Origin of the sequence: Kitasatospora sp. NPDC092039 (assembly GCF_044756065.1) — a bacterium.
Lineage (GTDB): Bacteria > Actinomycetota > Actinomycetes > Streptomycetales > Streptomycetaceae > Kitasatospora.
Genome location: NZ_JBIVSD010000037.1, coordinates 1 through 17,741 on the forward strand (window position 1 = coordinate 1; position 17,741 = coordinate 17,741).

Consider the following 17,741-nt stretch of genomic DNA (forward strand, 5'->3'; position numbering starts at 1 on the left):
CCAGCAGGCCCTCCGGGCTTCGTTCTTTCGTGTTTCCAGCTTATCAGATGTTTCCCGCTCCGTTTCCGGGGCTTCCTTCATCCAACTCGCCGGTGTCTTTCGGGGCGTGGGGCCCTGTCCGACGTTTCAAACACTAGCCGACCCTTGCTCCGAAAAGCGAATCCAGCCGCAATCCGATAAAACGAACACGCCACATACAGACCGGGCCGCATCTGCACATGACAGATCCGCCCGAGTCGGGAAGTGGTGGTTCAGAGGATTGGCCGCCCCGGGACCGTCCGCGCTGACACGTGTCCGGTGCTCCCAGTCGAGCGACTGGGAGACAGTACTCCTCCTCCACGCCCGAAACAAATGTCGTGGCTCAGGGGCGGGCGGCGAGGCAGTCGGTGTCCTGGGCGGGGAGTGCGCCGTCCAGGAGGTAGCGGTCGACGGTGGCGTCCACGCAGGCGTCACGCGGGGCGAACAGGCCCGCGTAGACGGTGTGGCGGTAGGCGCCGCGCAGGGTCACCAGGCGGGAACCGGCCAGGGCGTGGTGCGCAGAGAGCTGGCCGGCGCGGGTGGCGGCCGGGTCGCCGTCGGCGCCGACCAGCAGGACGGGGACGGCGTTGCGCACCCTGGTGGGCGGTTCGGCGGGCTGTGCGGGCCAGTAGGTGCAGGGTGTGAGGTTGCGGGTGAGCGGGCCGAACAGCGGCTCGTCGGTGCGGTGGGACTGGACGTCGCGGTAGTAGGCGAGCGGGTCGCGCGAGGCGGCGCGGTCCGCGCACATGATCGCGGTCTGCACGGCGGCGGCTCCGCTCGTGTCGGGGGCTTCCAGGCCGGTCAGCACGGCCTCCAGCAGTGCGGTCGGCTCGACGGCGGTACGGCCTTCGGCGGCGTCGAGCAGGACGCGCACGAGGGCGGCGAACTCCGTGTAGGCGGCGGTGTCGTCGCCGGCCGCCACCGCCCACAGCACCTGCGGCAGGGCGCGGGCGTCGACCCGGTGGGTGCCCACCGTCAGCGGGTCGCTCCCGGCGGCCAGGCGGATCCGTTCGACCGCGGCGAGCACCTCGGCAGTGCTGGTGCCCAGGTGGTGGCGGTCGTCGTGGCGGGCCGTCCACTCCGCCCAGGCGGTGAGCGCGGCGTCGATCGCGGAGCCCTGGGTGGCGGTCAGGTCGGGGCCGAAGCGGTCCGGGTCCAGGGCGGCGTCGAGCACCGCGCGTCCGACGTGCTCGGGGAACAGCTGGAGGTACACCTCGCCGAGGTAGCTGCCGTAGGAGGAGCCGAGGTAGGCGATCGTCGGCTCGCCGAGGACGGCGCGCACCAGGTCCATGTCCCGGGCGGTGTTGCGGGTGGAGACGTGCGGCAGCACGGCGTGGTACGGCGCGCAGCGGGCGGCCAGGTCCTTGGCGAGTTCGGCGGACCGGTCGAAGGAGGCGCGGGTGGGCCCGGCCGAGCCGGGGCCGCTGACTGGCCAGCCGCAGTCGAGCGGGGTGCTGGCGCCGACGAAGCGCGGGTCCATGCCGACGACGTCGTAGCGGGCGGCGAGGGCGGGCGCGGCCCGGCCGAGGGCGAGGGCGAGGTGGCGGGCGGGGACGCCGGGGCCGCCGGGGTTGTAGAAGAGGGTGCCCAGGCGGTGGGCGGGGTCGGTGGCGGGCAGCCGGGAAAGGGCGACGTTCAGGGTCCGGCCGTCCGGGTGCCGGTAGTCGAGCGGCACGGTGACCTCGGTGCAGTGGGCCCCGGCGGCGTCGAGTTCGGTGCCGGCGGTGTCCTCCGGGCCGGTCCGGCAGGCGTGCCAGGCGGGCTGTTGGCGGCGCAGCTCGGCGAGCGGGTCTGCGGCGGGGGCGGTGGCGGTCGCGGCGGTGGCCGTCCCGCCGGTGGCAGTGGTGGCGGCACCGCCCGCCGCCGGGGCGGACAGCGCGGTGAGGACGGTCAGGGCCAGCGCCGCCACTGCGGCGGCCGGCTCGGCGGTACGGATCACGGCGGTACGGATCACGGCGGTTCCCTCGGGTGCTCGGCAGGCCGTCGGAGGTGACGCTAGGGGGCCGGCCGGCCGGTCGCATCCGCCGCGGGTATCGGCCGCCTTCACCGAACTGCGCCCTGGGTTCTACGACTTCGGGATCAGGCTCCGGTGCCGTCGGCCGACGGCACCGGGGCCTGATCAGGGAGCGGTCCGCGACGTCGGGGAACGGCCGCCTACTTGAACAGGCGGTCCCCGCCGGTGGCCATGCGGTGGGTCCCGCTGTGGCGGTTCACCCAGTCCCGGACGAGGTTCACGGCGTTGGCGCACTGCCAGCTGTTGTCGTACTCGCGCACGCCGGTGAAGGCGCCGTAGCCCGCGATGATGCCGTCCACCTGTGCGTCGCCGAGCAGCTTGTCGACGTACCACGGGTCGTTGTAGGTGGTCGTCCAGGACAGGGTGGCGGCGAGCCGTCCGGCGGCCCGGTCCGCGGCTCCCTTCCTGAGTTCCGCGCAGGTGTTGTAGGTGGGCTCCGTGCAGTTGCCGAAGCCCTTGGTGATGTCGCTGTCGCCGTAGTCCATCGCCCGGCGGCCGGCCGGGAAGCCGGCACCGGACCGGTCGAAGGCGCTGCGCACCTGGTCGCGGGTGCCGGTCGTGGTGATGCCCTCCAGCGGGCCGAGTTTGCCCTCCAGGCTCTTCCAGCCGCGGCCGCCGACGTCCGGGGTGCTGCCGCCGTGGTACTCGTAGAAGCCGTAGAGCACCTGGATGCCGGCCGCCGTCAGCCGCTGGGCCTTGTCGCGCAGTCCGGCGACGCTGCAGGTGCGGTTCGGCTCCTCGCCGCAATAGTTGGGGTCCTTGATGTCCAGCCAGACCAGCGACAGCCGGCGGCCCGCGTTGGCGTTGGAGACGATGCGGTCGAGCATGCTGTCGAAGCTGGGGCCGAGCCGGTTCTCGCCGGCCGAGGAGCAGTCGTGGTAGGCGCGCCACTCGTTCGGGTTCCACCAGGCGCAGACGTCGATCTCGATGGCGTTGGCGCCGTGGTTGATCGCGGCGTCGACGCCGTCCAGGGTGTCGACCCGGTGCGCGATGGCGTAGACCGGGTGGCGCTGGTCGGCGGCTTCCGCGGGGGCCGCGCCGAGCGTGGTGGTGCCGATGATCCCGCACAGTGCCGCCGTCAGGGCGGGCAGTATCCGCACGCGTGCGCCGGGTCCGTGGTGAGTCCTCAAGAGGGTGCTCCTTCTCGCTGGCGTTCCGGTGTCGTCCGTGTTCCGGTGTCGTCCGTGTTCCGACTTGTCTGCGGTCAGACAATCGATATCACCAACTGTGCGTCGGCGTACGGTGAATGAGCGCTGAACGAGGTCCGCAACCGTTCCCATCCGTTCGGGTGCGGCCGGATCCGGCGGGTGGTGGCCGACATCGCGGCCGCCGGGCCTGCGGTGACGGGTGTCCGCCCTCGAACAGGCGGTCGCTCCGCCCGGGCCCAGCCGCCCCACGGGAACCACCCGTTCCGCCCAGGGCCGGTGGTTCGAATCCCTGCCCGAAGTCGGTAAGGGGCGCGGCATCGCTGGGAATCGCCGCCGCCAGCGGAACCCGCACCGGTTTCCGCCATTTCTTCGCATACGTAACTATCCGCCGCCGCCGCGGGTAATTCTGAGCTGCCCGCCGAGTGAAGGCGCCGACGGGACCGGAGCGGCTGAGTGCGCTCCGTCCTTCCCCGCGGCCCCGTTCACCCGGACGCGCTCGACCGAAGGAGACGTCACATGCCCGTCGTCCGCAGGGTGCTGCTCACGGCCGCGGTCCTCACCGCGACCGTGGTCGTCGCGCCCACCTCCTCCGCCCAGCCCCTCACCCCCTCGACCTCCCACACCGCCGGCACCTCCCCGCTCGCCCGCCAGCCCAGCTTCCACGCCTTCACCGGCACCGGCTTCTCGGGCGCGGACCGCTGGTTCTACGGCAACCAGGGGGCGTGCACGTACGTCGGCGACAACTGGAACGACCGGATCCGCTCCGCCCGCACCGAGGGCGGTGACCGGGTCGAACTGTGGGACAACTACGACTGCACCGGGGGCTCGATCACCATCGACGCCTCCGGCTACGGCAGCATCGGCGCCTGGGTCAGCGCCTACCGCGCCTACCTCGGTTAGGACCTGGGCGGGCCGCGCGGCGGCTCGTCGGCCGGGGCGACCGGTCGACGGGCCGCCGTGCCGGATCGGGGGCAGGGGCCTGCCGGACGGACGCCACCACGAGCTCTCACACGAAGGGTGGTTGAAGCCCCGTCAGGGATGCCGGAGATGCGGTCCGCACCGCTCTCCCACCCCGTGGGGCGGCCGAACGGCAGGCGCGAGGTGAACACTTCACCACGGGACGTGCTCGTGTTAGCGTCCCACGGATGTCGAGGATTCTGGTCACCGATCTGGACGGCACCTTACTCGGCGGCACCCGGGACGACCGGCGCCGGTTACGCGACGCCCTGGTCCGCCACCCCGAGGTGACCACGGTCTTCGCCACCGGGCGCTCGCCGGCCTCCGTCCGGGAGGTCCTACGCGATCCGCTCGTCCCCCGGCCCCGGTGGGTCATCGCCGACGTCGGCGCCACCGTCGTCGACGGCACCGACTTCACGCCCGTCGGCCCGGTGCAGGACCACCTGCGGGCGGGCTGGCCCGGGCCGGAGCGAGTGCGCGCCGCGCTGCGCGGCTTCCCCGGGCTCACCTACCAGCGCGGCGTCGTCCAGAACGGCCGCTGCTCCTACCACCTCGACCCCGACCGGCTCACCGACGGACTCACGGCCGCCGTCGAGGCCCTCGGCTGCGCCTGGGTGTACTCGGCGGACTGCTACTTCGACGTCCTGCCACCGGGAGCCTCCAAGGGCAACGCCCTACGGGCCCTGGCCGGGAGACTGGGCTGGCGGCCCGAAGGGATCCTGGTCGCCGGGGACTCGCTCAACGACCTCTCGCTGTTCCGGTTCGGCGCGCACGCCGTGGTCGTCGCCGGGGCCGAGCCCGCGCTGCTCACCGCCCTGGCCGAGGACTCGCGCGTCCACCGCCCGGACCGGGCCGGCGCGGCCGGGATCCACGCGGCGCTCCTGGACCTCGGCTGGATCTCCCCCGAGCCCGACTCCGGATGCTCCGTCTCCGTACGCTCCGCCTCGGTGCGCTCCGACTCCGGCGGCCCGGACCTCACCGGCTCCCCGGCCCCCGCGCGCGGGCACTCCCTCGTGGTGGCCTACCACCGCCCGCCGCTGCACTGGGACGGCGGGAGCTGGCAGCCGCCCGCCAGCCCCAACGGCATCCTGCCGACCCTGACCAGCGCCTTCGCCGACGGCCTGCCGGGTGTCTGGGTCACCGCCCTGACCGGCCGCGACCGGACGGCGGCGCTCCCCCCGCCCACCTCGCTGCCGCTGTCCCCCGTGCCGCTGGACACGGCCACCTGGCGCGGCTACTTCCACGGCGCCTGCAAGGAGACCCTCTGGCCGGTCCTGATGTCCGAACCGGGCAGGTCGACCTTCGACGAACGGGCCTGGGCCGACTACCGCACGGTCAACGCGCGGTTCGCCCGGCACATCGCCGCCCAGGCGGCCCCGGGCGCCACCGTCTGGCTGCACGACTACAACCTCTGGCTGGTCCCCGGCCTGCTGCGCCGACTCCGGCCCGACGTCAGGACCGGGATCTTCCACCACACCCCGTTCCCGGCCCCCGACGTCTTCGCCGCACTCCCGGTCGCCGCCGAACTGCGCGGCTCCCTGGCGCGCCTCGACTGGGCGGGCTTCCACACCGAGGAGTTCGCCGGACACTTCCGCAAGGCCCTGGCCGGGCTGCCCGACCCGCCGCGCACCGGTGTCCACCCGCTCGGGATCGACCGGCCGGCCGTCGAGCGGCTCGCCCGTCTCCGCGCCCCGCACCGCACTCCGGCCGCCGGCCCGGTGGTGCTCTCGGTCGAACGCCTCGACTACGCCAAGGCCCCGGTCCAGAAGGTCGAGGCCGTCGACCTGCTGCTCTCCCGTCGGCCCGGGCTGCGCGGCCGGTTCGTCCTCCGGCTGGTCTGCGCACCGCCCGAGCCCGGCATCACCGCGTACGACGCCACCCGCCGCCACCTCGAACGGCGCGTCGCCGAGGTGAACTCCCGCTGGCAGCAGGGTACTTGGCAACCGGTCGACTACCGTCCGCACAGCCTCACCGCCACCGGGGTCGTCGACGCGTACCTGGCGGCCGACGTGCTCTGGGTGACCTCCCTCCAGGACGGGATGAACCTGACCGCCAAGGAGTACGTCGCCGCCCGGGCAGCCCTCCTGCCCGGTGACGCGGTGCCCGGAGCCCTGGTGCTCTCCCGCCGCGCCGGCGCCGCCGCCGAACTCGGCGAGGCCGCCCTGCTCACCGACCCGCACTCGCCCGAGGACCTCGCCGCCGTGCTGGCCCGCGCCCTCGACCTCGCCCCCGCCGAACGCCGGGCCCGCCTGGAGCGGCTCTCCGAGCTCCTCGGCCGGGAGCGGCCCGCCGACTGGGCCGTCCGGATCGTCCACGCCATCCGGGGCTGCTCCACCTCGGTCGCACCGCCGGCGGTGCGCCGGATCACCGGGCACCCGTCCCCGGTCTCGACGCGGCGCCCGTGAGCGGTAGCCGTCCCCGGCGTCCGCCGGGCCCCGAGCCTGATCAGCGGCGCCCGCCGGGCCCCGGACGGGATCAGCGGCGGCTGCCGCGCAGGGTGTAGGCGACGGCGCCCAGCACCGTGAGGCCCACGGCCACCGTCGTCGAGGTGTCGGTGCGGGGTTCCTGGACGAGCCAGGTGAGCGCCTGCTCGAACCGGGTCGGCCGGGGCCCGATCGCCACCATCAGCAGCGCCCAGCCGACGGGCGGCGCCCAGGCCGCGTGCGCTCCGAACAGCGCCGCCGCGAGGGCCGTCAGCGCGGTGAGCGCCGACACCGCCAGGGCGAGGCTGCCGAAGGGCACGGCGTGGGTCGGCCGGTCGGCGGCCGCCCGGGCGGCGGCGAGCAGGCCGAACAGGACCCCGCCGAGCAGCACCACGTGCAGCGCCCTGACCAGCCGCCAGCGGACCGGCGTACCGCGCTCCAGCTCCTCGTCCGGGCCGGCCAGGGTACGGGCGACGGCGGCGACGCCCAGCACCACGGCGATCAGCCCGACCGCGCGCGCGGTCCCCGGATCGTCCAGCCGGTGCCCGGCCCAGGTGAGGACGGCGGCGGCCAGGAAGACCAGGAGGGTCGCCGGGATCGCCCGGCTGCGCAGGTGCAGCACCAGGCCGCGCAGTCGCTGGGTCACCGGTCGGCCCCCTCGCCCGTCGCGACGTCACCCGTCACGGCCGCCAGTGGGTCCTGGCAGGCCAGCCCGGCCTTCCGGGCCTCCCCGATCCGCCGGTACCGCTCCCCGTCGGGCAGCGCGCGCAGGGTGTCGTGGGCCGCCCGGGCGACGGGGCCCAGCCGGTCGGCGGGCGTGCCCAGGAGTACGGCGGAGACCGCCCGGGAGGCGTCGGAGGCCCGTGTCCGCCCCTGCTCGTCGGAGAAGCAGCCGAGGTCGACGACGGCGTGCTGGGCCACCAGGTCGACCACCGTGTCCGGCTCCCAGCGGATGCCGCCCTGCTGGGTCCGGTACGGCAGCTCGATCCGTACCGTTCCGGGATCCACCGCTCCGCCCGCCGCCCTGCCGTCGTCCAGCATCCAGCTCACCGGGTCCTCCTGCACCCGGGTCGGACCGCCGGGCACCGCGGCGAAGGCGTCGAGCACCTTGCGGGCGGGCGGCAGGAGGTCGGGCAGCGCGGCGCGGTGCACCCTGGTGACGCAGACCCGGCCGTCCTCCGGTGCGCAGACCAGCTCGGTGGCCCGCGGTTCCGGGACGATCGCGCCCGAGGGCGCCACCAGCGAACCGAGCGCCAGCCCCGCCACGGCCGGGGCCGCGGCCAGCACCCGGGCCCGGGTGGTCCCGGCGACGGCCAGCAGCACGCCGGTCACCCCGAGGGCGGTCAACCAGACGGCCTGGCCGGCGGACAGCGAGGGCAGCACCCGGTGGAAGTCGTCCGTCACCGGCAGCATCGGCAGCGCCGTGTCCACCAGCCGGTTCGCCGGTCGGCCGTCCCGGACCTGGGCGACCGCCAGGACCAGGAACAGCAGCACCGCTCCCAGCGGCGCCGCCACCGGCGCCGGGGCCACCCGGCCGATGCCCAGTCCGAGCAGGGCCACGGCGACGACGGCGAGCAGGCCCACCGCGAGGCCCAGCGGCCACCCGCCGTCGCTGAACGTCGCGTTCCCGGAGACGATCACCACGGCCCAGCCGATCACCGCCGCCACCGCGACGACCGCCGCTCCGGCCACCACCACCAGGGCCGGCAGCAGCCGCACCGGAGCCGGCCGCGGCGTGGCGGCGAACAGTTCGGACACCGAGCTGCGCCGCTCCCGCCCGCCGTGCCAGATCGCGGCGGCCAGCACCACCGGCAGGCAGATCCAGGCGGTCGACCGCAGCGAGTAGACAAGGGAGGACCAACTGGCCGCCCACTGCTGGACGTCCATCCAGAGGAAGATCCGGGCCAGGACGGCCAGCACCAGGAGCAGCGCCGGTGCGACCGAGCGCTTCGCCTCCAGGCGCGTCATGCGGAACATACGTCGTCTCCAGTGTTCTAGGGGTCGGGGAGGTGCAGGGCGCCACCGGTGCGGGGCCCTGCTTCGGGGCGGCCGCACTTCGGGGGCGCCGGCCTACTTCGGCCCGCGGGCCTTCGCCTCGCGGTGCCGGCGCAGGATGGCGGAGTAGCCGCGCTCGATGTCGCTGTCGCCCGGGTCGGCGTCGGTGCCCGCGGCGCGGATCCCGTCGACGTGGCCCGCGAAGACCGTGCCGCCCTCGTCGATCAGCACGACGCTGGTGCAGGCCGCGGCGACGTCCTCGACCAGGTGGGTGGAGACCAGCACACAGGACTGTTCGCCGATGTCGCGCAGCAGGGCACGGAACTCCAGGCGCTGGGCGGGGTCCAGGCCGACCGTGGGCTCGTCGAGCAGCAGGATGTCGGGGTCGTTCACGATCGCCTGGGCGATGCCCGCCCGGCGCAGCATGCCGCCGGAGAGCGAGCCCATCCGGTCGTCGGCCCGGCCGGTCAGGTCCACCCGGTCGATGGCGTGCTGCACGGCGTCGGCCGTCCGGCGCCGCGGCACCTCCTTGAGCCAGGCCATGTACTCGACGAACTCCCGTACGGTGAACCGCCGGTAGTGGCCGAAGGCCTGCGGCAGGTAGCCCAGCCGGCGGCGCACCTCCCGCAGTTCGCCCCGGCTGCGCCGGGCGGCACCCAGGAGTTCCAGCTCGCCGCCGTGCGGGGTCAGGACGGTGGCGAGGGTGCGGATCAGGGTGGTCTTGCCCGCGCCGTTGGGGCCGAGCAGGCCGTGCACGCCGGTGCCGAGGTCCAGGTCGATCCCGGCGACCGCGAGGCGGCGGCCGTGCCGGACGGTCAGTGCGCGGGCCCGGATGTGGTGGGCGTAGCGGGTGGGGGCGATCTCGGCGGCGATGCCGGTGACGGGCATGGGCGGTTCTCCTCGCGGTGCGGGTGAAGGGCGGGACGGGTGTTGCGCGTGTCGGACGGGCCGCGGCCGAGCGGGCGGCGGCGGCCGGGCGGCCGACGGGGCCGGGGGTCAGCCGCGGCGGGTGCGGGCCTCGCGGGGGTGCAGGTAGCCGGTGCGGCACAGGACGACGGCGGCGGCCAGGACGGCGGCCGCGACCGCCCACCCCGGCGCGGCCGAGTCCCGCAGGTAGGACGGGACGGTGCCGCCGCCGTCCATGGCGGGGGCGACCACGACCGCGGCCCACCCCGCGCCGAGTCCCGCCGCCGCGCGCTGGACGCCCAGCAGGCTGCCGAGCGCCAGGGCGGCGCAGGTCAGGGCGAGGGCCGGCAGCAGGACCAGCGCGGGCGCGGTGCCGGTGATCCAGCCGCCGACCGCCAGCGCCGGGATCACCAGGGCCAGTACGGCCACGGTCCGGCGCAGGAGCAGCCCGAGCCCCGCCCGCGGGGTCGCGGCGACCAGCTCGTGGACCGGGTCGGAGTGCGGCCCCCAGCTCAGGGCCACGCCCAGCAGCGGCATCGCCGGCGCCAGCAGCACCAGGACCGGGGAGCCGGGGTCGGCGGCCGACGACAGCAGCAGGGCGCCGAGCACGACGAGCACGAGCGCCGCGACCCACGGCCCGAACGCCGGGGCCGCCCACCGGGCCAGCCCCGCCCGTACCCGCCGCCACCGCCGTCGGCGCACCGGCGTCAGCGGCACCACTTCCGAGAGGCGCTCGCGCACCTGTGCCACCAGCGCGGTGTCGGCCGGGCTGTGGGCGAGGGACACCCTCCCCAGCTCGGCCCGGCACGGGGCGCAGCGCTCCAGGTGCGCCTCCACCGCCCACAGCTCGCCGGTGGTGGGGGCGGTGCCCGGGGCAGCACCGCCCAGGACGTAGCTCACCAGCAGCCGGTGCGGGACGTGGGCAGTCATGACAGGGCCTTTCGCAGGTCGAGGCGGGCACGGCGGGCACGGGTCTTGACCGTTCCCTCGGGGATCTTCAGCAGCGCCGCGGTCTCCCGGACGGTCAGGCCGTCGAGCACCATCGCGGTGAGCACCTGGTGCAGCTCGGGTGCGAGCCGGTCCAGGGCCGCGCCGACGTCGCCGCCGACCGCGGCTTCCAGCACCTCGTGCTCGGCCGAGGGCGCCGGGGCGACGGACAGCGGGGGCAGCGCGCCGTGCCGGCCGCGCGCCCGGAAGGCGTCCACCAGCCGCCGGGCCGCGATCGTCCACAGCCACCCGCCGGCCTCCTCCCCGCGCATGCTGTCGGCGAACGACCCGGCCGCCCGCCACACCGCCAGGTACGTCTCCTGCAGCACTTCGGCGACGATCTCGTCGTCCGCGCAGCGCCGGCGCAGCCGTGCGGTCAGCCAGGGGGCGCTGCGCCGGTACAGCTCGTCGAAGGCGGTCGCGTCCCCGCGGGCGATCCGCCGGACCAGTTGGGCTTCGGTCATCGAGGCCGGTGAACGTTTCACGTCCTGGTCTTACGCGGTGCCCGGCGCGGCGGTTTTCCCAGGCGCCGTGATCCACGTCACACCGGCCGGTTCCGTCCCCGGCGCGGTGCTCCGCCGGTCCCGCCCGGTGGGTGGACGGCCCGGGGGGTGCGGGCGGACGGGTGCGGCGCGATGGTGGAGGGGAACGTCCGGCTCCGCCAGGCCGGGACCACCACCGGTAGGGAGTCGCCATGGACCCGACCATCGATCCGAACCAGCTCGGGGCCGCCGCCGCGCCGGCAGCCTTCGGGGGCTACCTGGCGGCCCTGCCCCACCCGCCGATGGACCACGGGCACGGCCCGGCGAAGTCCGTCCGCACCGCGGAGTACGAGGGGCACCGGATCAGCGTCACCACGACCTACGAGATCACGGTGGACGGCCGGCCGCTGACGGCCGGGCTCGACGTGGACGACAGCGGCATGCTGTCCTGCCACGGCCTGCCCGCCTACCAGTTCGTCTCCGCGCTGGACGCCGTCAAGGTGCTGATCCACACCTATCCCGACTCGTTCCGGGGCGGCGACTGAGATGCCCGTCGTCCGCAGGAACATCCTCAAGGACGCGGCCGCCCGCGACGGCTACCTCCGCGGCATCGGCCTGCTCAAGCAGGAGGACAGCCGGTTCACCACCCAGCAGTTGGGCATCCCCGGCCCGGTCGTCCCGGTCCGCACGTACGACCTGTTCGTCGTCTGGCACGGCCGGACGATGGCGACCGCGATCCCGCCCGACGGGAGCCCCCGGGTGCGCAACGCCGCCCACCGCGGGCCGATCTTCCTGCCCTGGCACCGGGTGATGCTCGGATTCCTCGAGAAGAACCTCCAACGGGTGCTCGACGAACCGGACTTCGCCCTCCCGTACTGGGACTGGGCGGCCGACGGCGACGCCGGCTCGCCGACCGACGCCGAGATCTTCTCCCCCGCCTGCCTGGGTGGCGACGGCGACCCGGTGGCCGACGGCCCGTTCGCCTACCACCCCGCCGATCCCGCCACCTTCACCGTCCGCATCGAAGCCGCCGGCCCGGGCGGCATGAAGCTGGCCCAGACCAGCCGCGGCCTGCGCCGCTCCTTCGCCCAGGAGCCGCCGTTCGGCTGGCGCACCCTCCCGACCGGCGCCGAGGTCGAGGCCGCACTCGCGTTCGCCCCGGCCGGCGCCGATCCCGCCGACCGCTACGACACCCTCGACTTCAACGCCTCCTCCCAGGGCTTCCGCAACCTGCTCGAAGGCTGGATCCCCAAGGACCCGGCCCGGCCGGTCCACCTGCACAACCAGGTCCACGTCTGGACCGGCGGCGACATGGGCCCCTCCACCTCGCCCAACGACCCGCTGTTCTACCTGCACCACTGCAACGTCGACCGCATCTGGGCGGGCTGGCTGAACCGCTACGGACCGCTCTACGCCCCCGACATGACCGCCCCCGCGAACGTCTACCAGGGCGAGCGGATCGACGACCCGATCGCCTCCCCGCTCGGCCCCGCCGCGACCCCGCGTTCCGTCCTGGACGTGTCGGCGATCTACGGCTACGACACCCTGCCCTGACCCCGGCCCGGCCCGCGCCGGCGTCCGCTCCTCCCGCACCCGTTGTCCGGCCCGGCCGCGCGGCGGGTGCCGAAGTCGTCCGGCCCGGTGCCCGGCCGGCCCGGCCGGACGCCCCGCGCGCCGGCCTGCGGTGACGTGGATCACAGCGGGTTTCACGCGGCCGGCGAAATGCGACGGCCGCCGAGGCGGTTGGCACCGGCAACCGTCTCCGTCCCGGCGCACGGCACCGCTATCCGCGAGGAATCCCCATGACCGTCACCGAGCCCACTACCTCCCGCGCGGCCGAGATCCTGTCCCGGCCCGTCTCGATCAACGGGCTGACCGTGCCCAACCGCATCGTGATGGCGCCGATGACGCGCAGGTTCTCCCCCGGCGGCGTGCCCGGCGAGGACGTGCGCTCGTACTACGCCCGCCGCGCCGCCGCCGGTGTGGGCCTGATCGTCACCGAGGGAACGTACGTCGGCCACGAGTCCGCCGGTCAGAGCGACGACATCCCGCGCTTCCACGGCGAGGAGCAGCTGGCCGGGTGGGCCCGGGTCGCCGAGGACGTCCACGCGGCGGGCGGCACCATCGTGCCGCAGCTCTGGCACATCGGCATGGTCCGCAAGCAGGAGGACCCGCCGTTCGCCGGCGCTCCCGCCATCGGCCCGTCCGGCGTCCGGCTGGACGGCACCGAGGGAACGGGCCGGGCGATGACCCGGGCCGACCTGGACGCCGTCATCGGCGCGTTCGCCAAGGCCGCCGCGGCCGCCGAGCGGATCGGCTTCGACGGCGTCGAACTGCACGGTGCCCACGGCTACCTGCTCGACCAGTTCCTCTGGGCGGGCACCAACCGCCGCACCGACGCCTACGGCGGTGACCCGGTCGCCCGGACGAAGTTCACGGCCGAGCTCGTCGCCGCGGTGCGCGAGGCCGTCTCCCCGGAGTTCCCGGTGATCTTCCGCTACTCCCAGTGGAAGGCGGAGAACTACGAGGCCCGCCTCGCCGGGACCCCGCAGGAGCTGGAGGCGATCCTCGCCCCGCTCGCCGACGCCGGCGTCGACGCCTTCCACGCCTCGACCCGCCGCTACTGGGTCCCCGAGTTCGACGGCTCGGACCTCAACCTGGCCGGCTGGACCAGGAAGCTCACCGGCCGCCCCGCCATAACCGTCGGCTCGGTCGGCCTCGACGGCGACTTCGTCCGCGCGTTCATGGGCGAGGGCGCGGCGCTTAAGGGCATCGACAACCTGCTCGACCGGCTGGAGCGCGACGAGTTCGACCTGGTCGCCGTCGGCCGCGCCCTCCTCCAGGACCCGCAGTGGGCCGCCAAGGTCCTGGCCGGCCGCTTCACCGACCTGCGCCCCTACGACGCCGCCGCCCTTCGCACCCTGAGCTGACGCCGGCGCCGCCGCCAGGCCTCGCGCGGGCCGAAGCGCCCGCCGGGGGGCGGCGGAGGGCGGCCCCCACCGACCGGGACGCACCGCACGGCTCCGACCCGGGAGCCGTGCGGTGCGTCGTCGAGCGGGGACGTCCGCGACGGCCGCCCGGGGGCGGGAGCCGGGGAGGCCCTACCTCGGGTTCCGCGCCCGGTGGGCGGTGATCAGCTCGCGGTACCAGGCGTACGAGGCCTTCGGCGTGCGGCGCTGGGTCTCGAAGTCGACGTGGACGAGGCCGAAGCGCTGGCTGAACAGTCCTTCCGCCCATTCGAAGTTGTCGAGGAGGGACCAGGTGTAGTAGCCGCGGATGTCGACGCCCTCGGCGGCGGCCCGGGCGAGGGCGTCGAGGTGGGCGGCCATGAAGTCGATGCGGGGCCGGTCGGGGACGGTCTCCTCGGCGACGGAGCAGCCGTTCTCGGTGACGGTGATGGGCGGTAGGGCCTTGCCGTACGACTCGCGGAGTTCCAGGAGGAGTTGGCGGAGGGCGTCGGGGACGACGGGCCAGCCGAAGGCGGTGTGGGGGACGTCGGGGATGTCGACGAGGTCGAAGGGCAGGCCCGGTTCGGTGGGGGCGGCGACGCGGGTGGGGTTGTAGAAGTTGAGGCCGAGGCCGTCCAGGCCGGGGGTGTGGATGAGGTCGAGGTCGCCGGGGTGGACGGCGCCGAAGAGGTCGTCGGGGACACCGAGGGCGGAGAGGTCGGGGTAGCGGCCGAGGAGCACGGGGTCGGTGAACAGCCGGTTGTGGAGGGCGTCGTAGGCCTCGGCGGCGGCCGCGTCCTCGGCGGAGGCGGTGGCCGGGTGGACCGGGGTGAGGTTGTTGGACAGCATCGCCTCCAGGCCGCGGTCGTGGAGGACCGAGGCGGCCAGGCCGTGGGCGAGGAGCTGGTGGTGGGCGGCCGGGAGGGCCTCGAACATCAGGGTGCGGCCGGGGGCGTGGGTGCCCAGCGCGTAGCCGAACACCGTGTGCACGAAGGGCTCGTTGAGGGTGATCCAGGCGGGGACGCGGTCGCCGAGGCGGTCGGTGACGATCCCCGCGTACTCGGCGAAGCGGTAGGCGGTGTCGCGGTCGAGCCAGCCTCCGCCGTCCTCCAGGCCCTGCGGGAGGTCCCAGTGGAAGAGCGTGGGGAGCGGGGTGATGCCCGCTTCCAACAGGGCGTCCACCAGGCGGTCGTAGAAGGCGAGTCCGGCGGGGTTGACGGTGCCGGCGCCGGTGGGCAGGACGCGGGGCCAGGCGATGGAGAAGCGGTAGCCGTCGAGGCCGAGGCGCTTCATCAGCTCGATGTCCTCGGGGTACCGGTGGTAGTGGTCGCAGGCCACCGCGCCGGTGTGGCCGTCGCGGACGGCGCCGGGGCGGGCGGTGAAGGTGTCCCAGACGGACGGGCCGCGACCGTCCTCGGTCACCGCCCCCTCGATCTGGTAGGCGGCGGTGGCGGCACCCCAGCGGAAGTCCGCCGGCAGGTCGAAGCGGTCCGGCATGACAGCCTCCTGACGTGAACGTGAGGAGGACTCATGTTACTGGCGTGGTACCGGAACGCCAGAGGCCCGCGTCGGCGACTGCCGCCCCGGCGGCGGGGATCGGGCCCGGCCACCGGTACCGCTGCGGGGCCCGGCGGGGCCCGTCCTCCTGCCGGGGCGGGAGGACGGGCCGGAGGGGTCAGTGGCGGATCACCGGCGGGAGGTGCCGTTCCCGGGCGGGTGCAGTGGAGAGGACCGGCCCGGTGCCGGAGGGGGTGGTCCCGGCGCGGACCGGGAGGCCGCCGGCGACGGCGTACATGGCCTCGTCGAAGGCCTGGCCGGCGGGCGGGGTCCTGCCGACGGCGAAGACCGCCACCGCCCGGCCGTTGACCACGGAGGTGGAGAGGTAGTCGCCGACCATGCGACCCCCCGACGTGGCGGCGATCCGGGACAGCGGCATCGGGCCGGCGACGGTCTGCGGCGCGCTCCAGGTGGCGCCGCCGTTGGCGGAGGAGATGAAGCCGACCGCCAACTCGCAGGTGGCGGCGGTGCAGTCGGCGTTCGGGTAGAAGTAGTAGTACAGCCCGATCCTGGCGCCGGGGCCGGCGGTGGCGTGGTCGACGCCGATGCCGGGGATGAAGTGGTCGGCCCCGCTGGTGACGGGATCGATCGGCACCCGGGTCACGGCGGACCAGGTGGTGCCGTCGGTCGAGGTCGCGAAGACGATGTCGTTGGCCTGGCAGCCGGAGCGGAAGCGGCAGTCCTGCCAGGCCACGTAGACCCTGCCGTCGGCGTCGATCTCGGCCGAGGGCAGGCCCTCGCCGTCGCGCAGGCCGCCCGCGACGCCGTGCGCGAGGACGTCGGCGACCAGCACCGTGGAGCTCCAGGAGGCGCCCCCGTCGGTGGAGTTGAAGGAGCGGATCGAGGTGGTGTCGGTCGAGAACGGGACCACGACCGTGCCGTTGGGCTGCACCAGCGGCTGCCCGCCGAGGCCGAGGTCGATGCCGGACGGGCCCGCCGGGGCCGACCAGGTGGCGCCGCCGTCCCGGGAGGTCGACATGATCACCTTGTTGTCGGAGGAGGGGAGGTCGACCTCGATGTAGCAGTTGCCGAAGTACCGGCTGGTGGGAGTGTTGTCGCAGACGATCCACTCCTTGTCGTAGCTCTGCCCGTCGAAGCCGACCGCCTGCACCGGGGCCTGCCAGTTCAGCGCGTCGGCGGAGCGGCTGACGGTCACCCCGGCACCGTTGAGCACCGAGTCGATGACCAGGCCGGCGATCATCCAGGTGCCGTGCTTGGCGTCGTAGGCGACCACCGGGTCGGAGGCGCGGGCCCAGCGGCCGCCGCCCTGGTGGGTGGTGAGGCCGGGCAGCATGCCGTGCTGCCAGCTGAGGCCGCCGTCGCGGGAGGTGCTCCAGCCGAGGTCCGCCGCGCCGCCGTTGGTGAACCGCCCCACCTGGGCGGCGGCGACGATCGTGCCGCCGTAGTCGAAGGTGTCGGGCTCCACCTCGGTGGCGTGCTGGCCGCCGGTGTCGGCGAACGGGTCGGCGCTCACCTGGACCAGGTTCGGTCCGCGGCCGTGGACGGTCAGGCTGAAGGTGGCCGTGCGGGTGGCGGAGGTTCCGGCACCGGTCACGGTGATCGGGTACGTGCCGGACGGGGTGCTCGCCGTGGTGGAGACGGTGAGCCCGGCGGGCACGCCCGCCCGCACGGCGGACGGGCTGAAGACGGCGGTGGTGCCCGGCGGCAGGCCGCTCGCCGACAGCGAGACGGTCTGGGCCTCGCCGGCCGTGACGGCCGTCGTGACGGTGGAGGTCACGGACGAGCCCGCTCGCACGATCGCCGCGGCGGGGCTGCCGGCGAGGGCGAAGTCGTCCGGAGTGGAGCCGGTGATCCCGGCGTCGTGGTGGCCGGCGTGGGTGGTGACGGCCGGGCCGGCGTACGGGGACGCGGCGGCCGGGCCGGCGTTCCAGGCGGCGCCGGCCAGTGCGAGGGCGGCCGCCGCGACGGCGGCGAACGGCCGCCGCCAGGAGGCGGGGGTGCGCGGGTGCCTCATCCGAAGCTCCTTTGCGTGGGGGTGGGAGTGCGGACGACGAGGGGCGGACCGCGGCCGGAGGGCACGGCGATCCGCCCCGGCGGGTGGGTGCGGACCAGGACGGCGCGACGTCGTGGAACTCGTGGGGGTGACGTCGCCCGTCCGGTTGTCGTCGTGGCCGAGCGGGGTGGGCGGCCGGCGGCGCCCGGTGGTGGCGGCGGGGGCCCGCCGGCCCCCCCCCCCGGGGGGCCCCCCCCCAAGGGGGGGGGGGGGCCCGTCACCCCGGGGGGGCCCCCGGGTTTGTTAAAAGGGATGGGGTAACCGGCGCGTGCAAAGCACCAAAATTTTGCAC

Annotated in this window: 14 protein-coding genes; 5 read left to right on the forward strand and 9 right to left on the reverse strand. The window is 74.9% G+C overall.

Going from position 1 to position 17,741, the window contains the following annotated elements:
* Positions 1–361: 361 nt before the first annotated feature.
* Together ACIQI7_RS37950 and ACIQI7_RS37955 are read right to left on the reverse strand one after the other, a co-directional pair.
* Complete coding sequence (locus ACIQI7_RS37950) at positions 362–1,972, reverse strand: alpha/beta hydrolase (protein ID WP_401119162.1); 1,611 nt, start codon at positions 1,970–1,972, stop codon at positions 362–364.
* Positions 1,973–2,172: 200 nt separating this feature from the next.
* A complete protein-coding gene (locus tag ACIQI7_RS37955) occupies positions 2,173–3,162 on the reverse strand; it encodes a phospholipase (protein ID WP_401119164.1) in 990 nt (329 codons plus the stop codon).
* A 534-nt stretch (positions 3,163–3,696) separates the two neighbouring features.
* Between ACIQI7_RS37955 and ACIQI7_RS37960 the strand changes: the two genes are divergently transcribed.
* Both ACIQI7_RS37960 and ACIQI7_RS37965 read left to right on the forward strand, forming a co-directional pair.
* The gene (locus ACIQI7_RS37960) at positions 3,697–4,080 is read left to right on the forward strand and encodes a peptidase inhibitor family I36 protein (protein WP_401119165.1); all 384 of its coding nucleotides are present in this window, start codon (positions 3,697–3,699) and stop codon (positions 4,078–4,080) included.
* A 245-nt stretch (positions 4,081–4,325) separates the two neighbouring features.
* On the forward strand, positions 4,326–6,542 hold the full coding sequence (locus ACIQI7_RS37965) for a trehalose-6-phosphate synthase (protein WP_401119167.1): 2,217 nt from the start codon (positions 4,326–4,328) through the stop codon (positions 6,540–6,542).
* Between the two features lie 70 nt (positions 6,543–6,612).
* On the opposite strand, the gene ACIQI7_RS37970 is transcribed toward ACIQI7_RS37965, so the two are convergent.
* The 5 genes from ACIQI7_RS37970 to ACIQI7_RS37990 form a co-directional block, all read right to left on the reverse strand.
* Complete coding sequence (locus tag ACIQI7_RS37970; protein ID WP_401119169.1) at positions 6,613–7,206, reverse strand: hypothetical protein; 594 nt, start codon at positions 7,204–7,206, stop codon at positions 6,613–6,615.
* The gene (locus ACIQI7_RS37975; protein WP_401119171.1) at positions 7,203–8,537 is read right to left on the reverse strand and encodes a hypothetical protein; all 1,335 of its coding nucleotides are present in this window, start codon (positions 8,535–8,537) and stop codon (positions 7,203–7,205) included. Before ACIQI7_RS37975 ends, ACIQI7_RS37970 begins: the two co-directional genes overlap by 4 nt.
* 93 nt (positions 8,538–8,630) lie before the next feature.
* The gene (locus tag ACIQI7_RS37980; RefSeq protein ID WP_401119174.1) at positions 8,631–9,443 is read right to left on the reverse strand and encodes an ATP-binding cassette domain-containing protein; all 813 of its coding nucleotides are present in this window, start codon (positions 9,441–9,443) and stop codon (positions 8,631–8,633) included.
* Positions 9,444–9,551: 108 nt separating this feature from the next.
* Positions 9,552–10,391 carry a zf-HC2 domain-containing protein gene (locus ACIQI7_RS37985; RefSeq protein ID WP_401119176.1) on the reverse strand — a complete coding sequence of 280 codons (840 nt, stop codon included), beginning with the start codon at positions 10,389–10,391 and terminating at the stop codon, positions 9,552–9,554.
* The gene (locus ACIQI7_RS37990) at positions 10,388–10,912 is read right to left on the reverse strand and encodes an RNA polymerase sigma factor (RefSeq protein WP_401119178.1); all 525 of its coding nucleotides are present in this window, start codon (positions 10,910–10,912) and stop codon (positions 10,388–10,390) included. Before ACIQI7_RS37990 ends, ACIQI7_RS37985 begins: the two co-directional genes overlap by 4 nt.
* A 230-nt stretch (positions 10,913–11,142) precedes the next feature.
* Here ACIQI7_RS37990 and ACIQI7_RS37995 point away from each other — a divergent pair, with 230 nt between their 5' ends.
* From ACIQI7_RS37995 to ACIQI7_RS38005, 3 genes are all read left to right on the forward strand, one after another.
* The gene (locus ACIQI7_RS37995) at positions 11,143–11,475 is read left to right on the forward strand and encodes a hypothetical protein (RefSeq protein ID WP_401119181.1); all 333 of its coding nucleotides are present in this window, start codon (positions 11,143–11,145) and stop codon (positions 11,473–11,475) included.
* 1 nt (position 11,476) lies between these two features.
* Positions 11,477–12,484 (forward strand): tyrosinase family protein, encoded by a 1,008-nt coding sequence (locus tag ACIQI7_RS38000; protein ID WP_401119184.1) that lies wholly within the window; start codon positions 11,477–11,479, stop codon positions 12,482–12,484.
* Between the two features lie 248 nt (positions 12,485–12,732).
* The gene (locus tag ACIQI7_RS38005) at positions 12,733–13,860 is read left to right on the forward strand and encodes an NADH:flavin oxidoreductase (protein WP_401119187.1); all 1,128 of its coding nucleotides are present in this window, start codon (positions 12,733–12,735) and stop codon (positions 13,858–13,860) included.
* Between the two features lie 171 nt (positions 13,861–14,031).
* On the opposite strand, the gene ACIQI7_RS38010 is transcribed toward ACIQI7_RS38005, so the two are convergent.
* Together ACIQI7_RS38010 and ACIQI7_RS38015 are read right to left on the reverse strand one after the other, a co-directional pair.
* Positions 14,032–15,375: a GH1 family beta-glucosidase gene (locus tag ACIQI7_RS38010; protein ID WP_401119189.1), complete on the reverse strand. Its 1,344-nt coding sequence runs from the start codon at positions 15,373–15,375 to the stop codon at positions 14,032–14,034.
* Positions 15,376–15,553: 178 nt separating this feature from the next.
* Positions 15,554–17,410 (reverse strand): exo-alpha-sialidase, encoded by a 1,857-nt coding sequence (locus ACIQI7_RS38015; protein ID WP_401119191.1) that lies wholly within the window; start codon positions 17,408–17,410, stop codon positions 15,554–15,556.
* Positions 17,411–17,741 lie beyond the last annotated feature (331 nt).

What these genes read in the sequence shown, in the direction of transcription:
- ACIQI7_RS37960 (WP_401119165.1), top strand. Translation starts at nt 3,697, where the DNA reads ATGCCCGTCGTCCGCAGGGTGCTGCTCACGGCCGCGGTCCTCACCGCG.
- ACIQI7_RS37965 (WP_401119167.1), top strand. Translation starts at nt 4,326, where the DNA reads ATGTCGAGGATTCTGGTCACCGATCTGGACGGCACCTTACTCGGCGGC.
- ACIQI7_RS38000 (WP_401119184.1), top strand. Translation starts at nt 11,477, where the DNA reads ATGCCCGTCGTCCGCAGGAACATCCTCAAGGACGCGGCCGCCCGCGAC.
- ACIQI7_RS37980 (WP_401119174.1), bottom strand. Translation starts at nt 9,443, where the DNA reads ATGCCCGTCACCGGCATCGCCGCCGAGATCGCCCCCACCCGCTACGCC.
- ACIQI7_RS37975 (WP_401119171.1), bottom strand. Translation starts at nt 8,537, where the DNA reads ATGTTCCGCATGACGCGCCTGGAGGCGAAGCGCTCGGTCGCACCGGCG.
- ACIQI7_RS37985 (WP_401119176.1), bottom strand. Translation starts at nt 10,391, where the DNA reads ATGACTGCCCACGTCCCGCACCGGCTGCTGGTGAGCTACGTCCTGGGC.
- ACIQI7_RS38010 (WP_401119189.1), bottom strand. Translation starts at nt 15,375, where the DNA reads ATGCCGGACCGCTTCGACCTGCCGGCGGACTTCCGCTGGGGTGCCGCC.
- ACIQI7_RS38005 (WP_401119187.1), top strand. Translation starts at nt 12,733, where the DNA reads ATGACCGTCACCGAGCCCACTACCTCCCGCGCGGCCGAGATCCTGTCC.
- ACIQI7_RS38015 (WP_401119191.1), bottom strand. Translation starts at nt 17,410, where the DNA reads ATGAGGCACCCGCGCACCCCCGCCTCCTGGCGGCGGCCGTTCGCCGCC.
- ACIQI7_RS37995 (WP_401119181.1), top strand. Translation starts at nt 11,143, where the DNA reads ATGGACCCGACCATCGATCCGAACCAGCTCGGGGCCGCCGCCGCGCCG.
- ACIQI7_RS37990 (WP_401119178.1), bottom strand. Translation starts at nt 10,912, where the DNA reads ATGACCGAAGCCCAACTGGTCCGGCGGATCGCCCGCGGGGACGCGACC.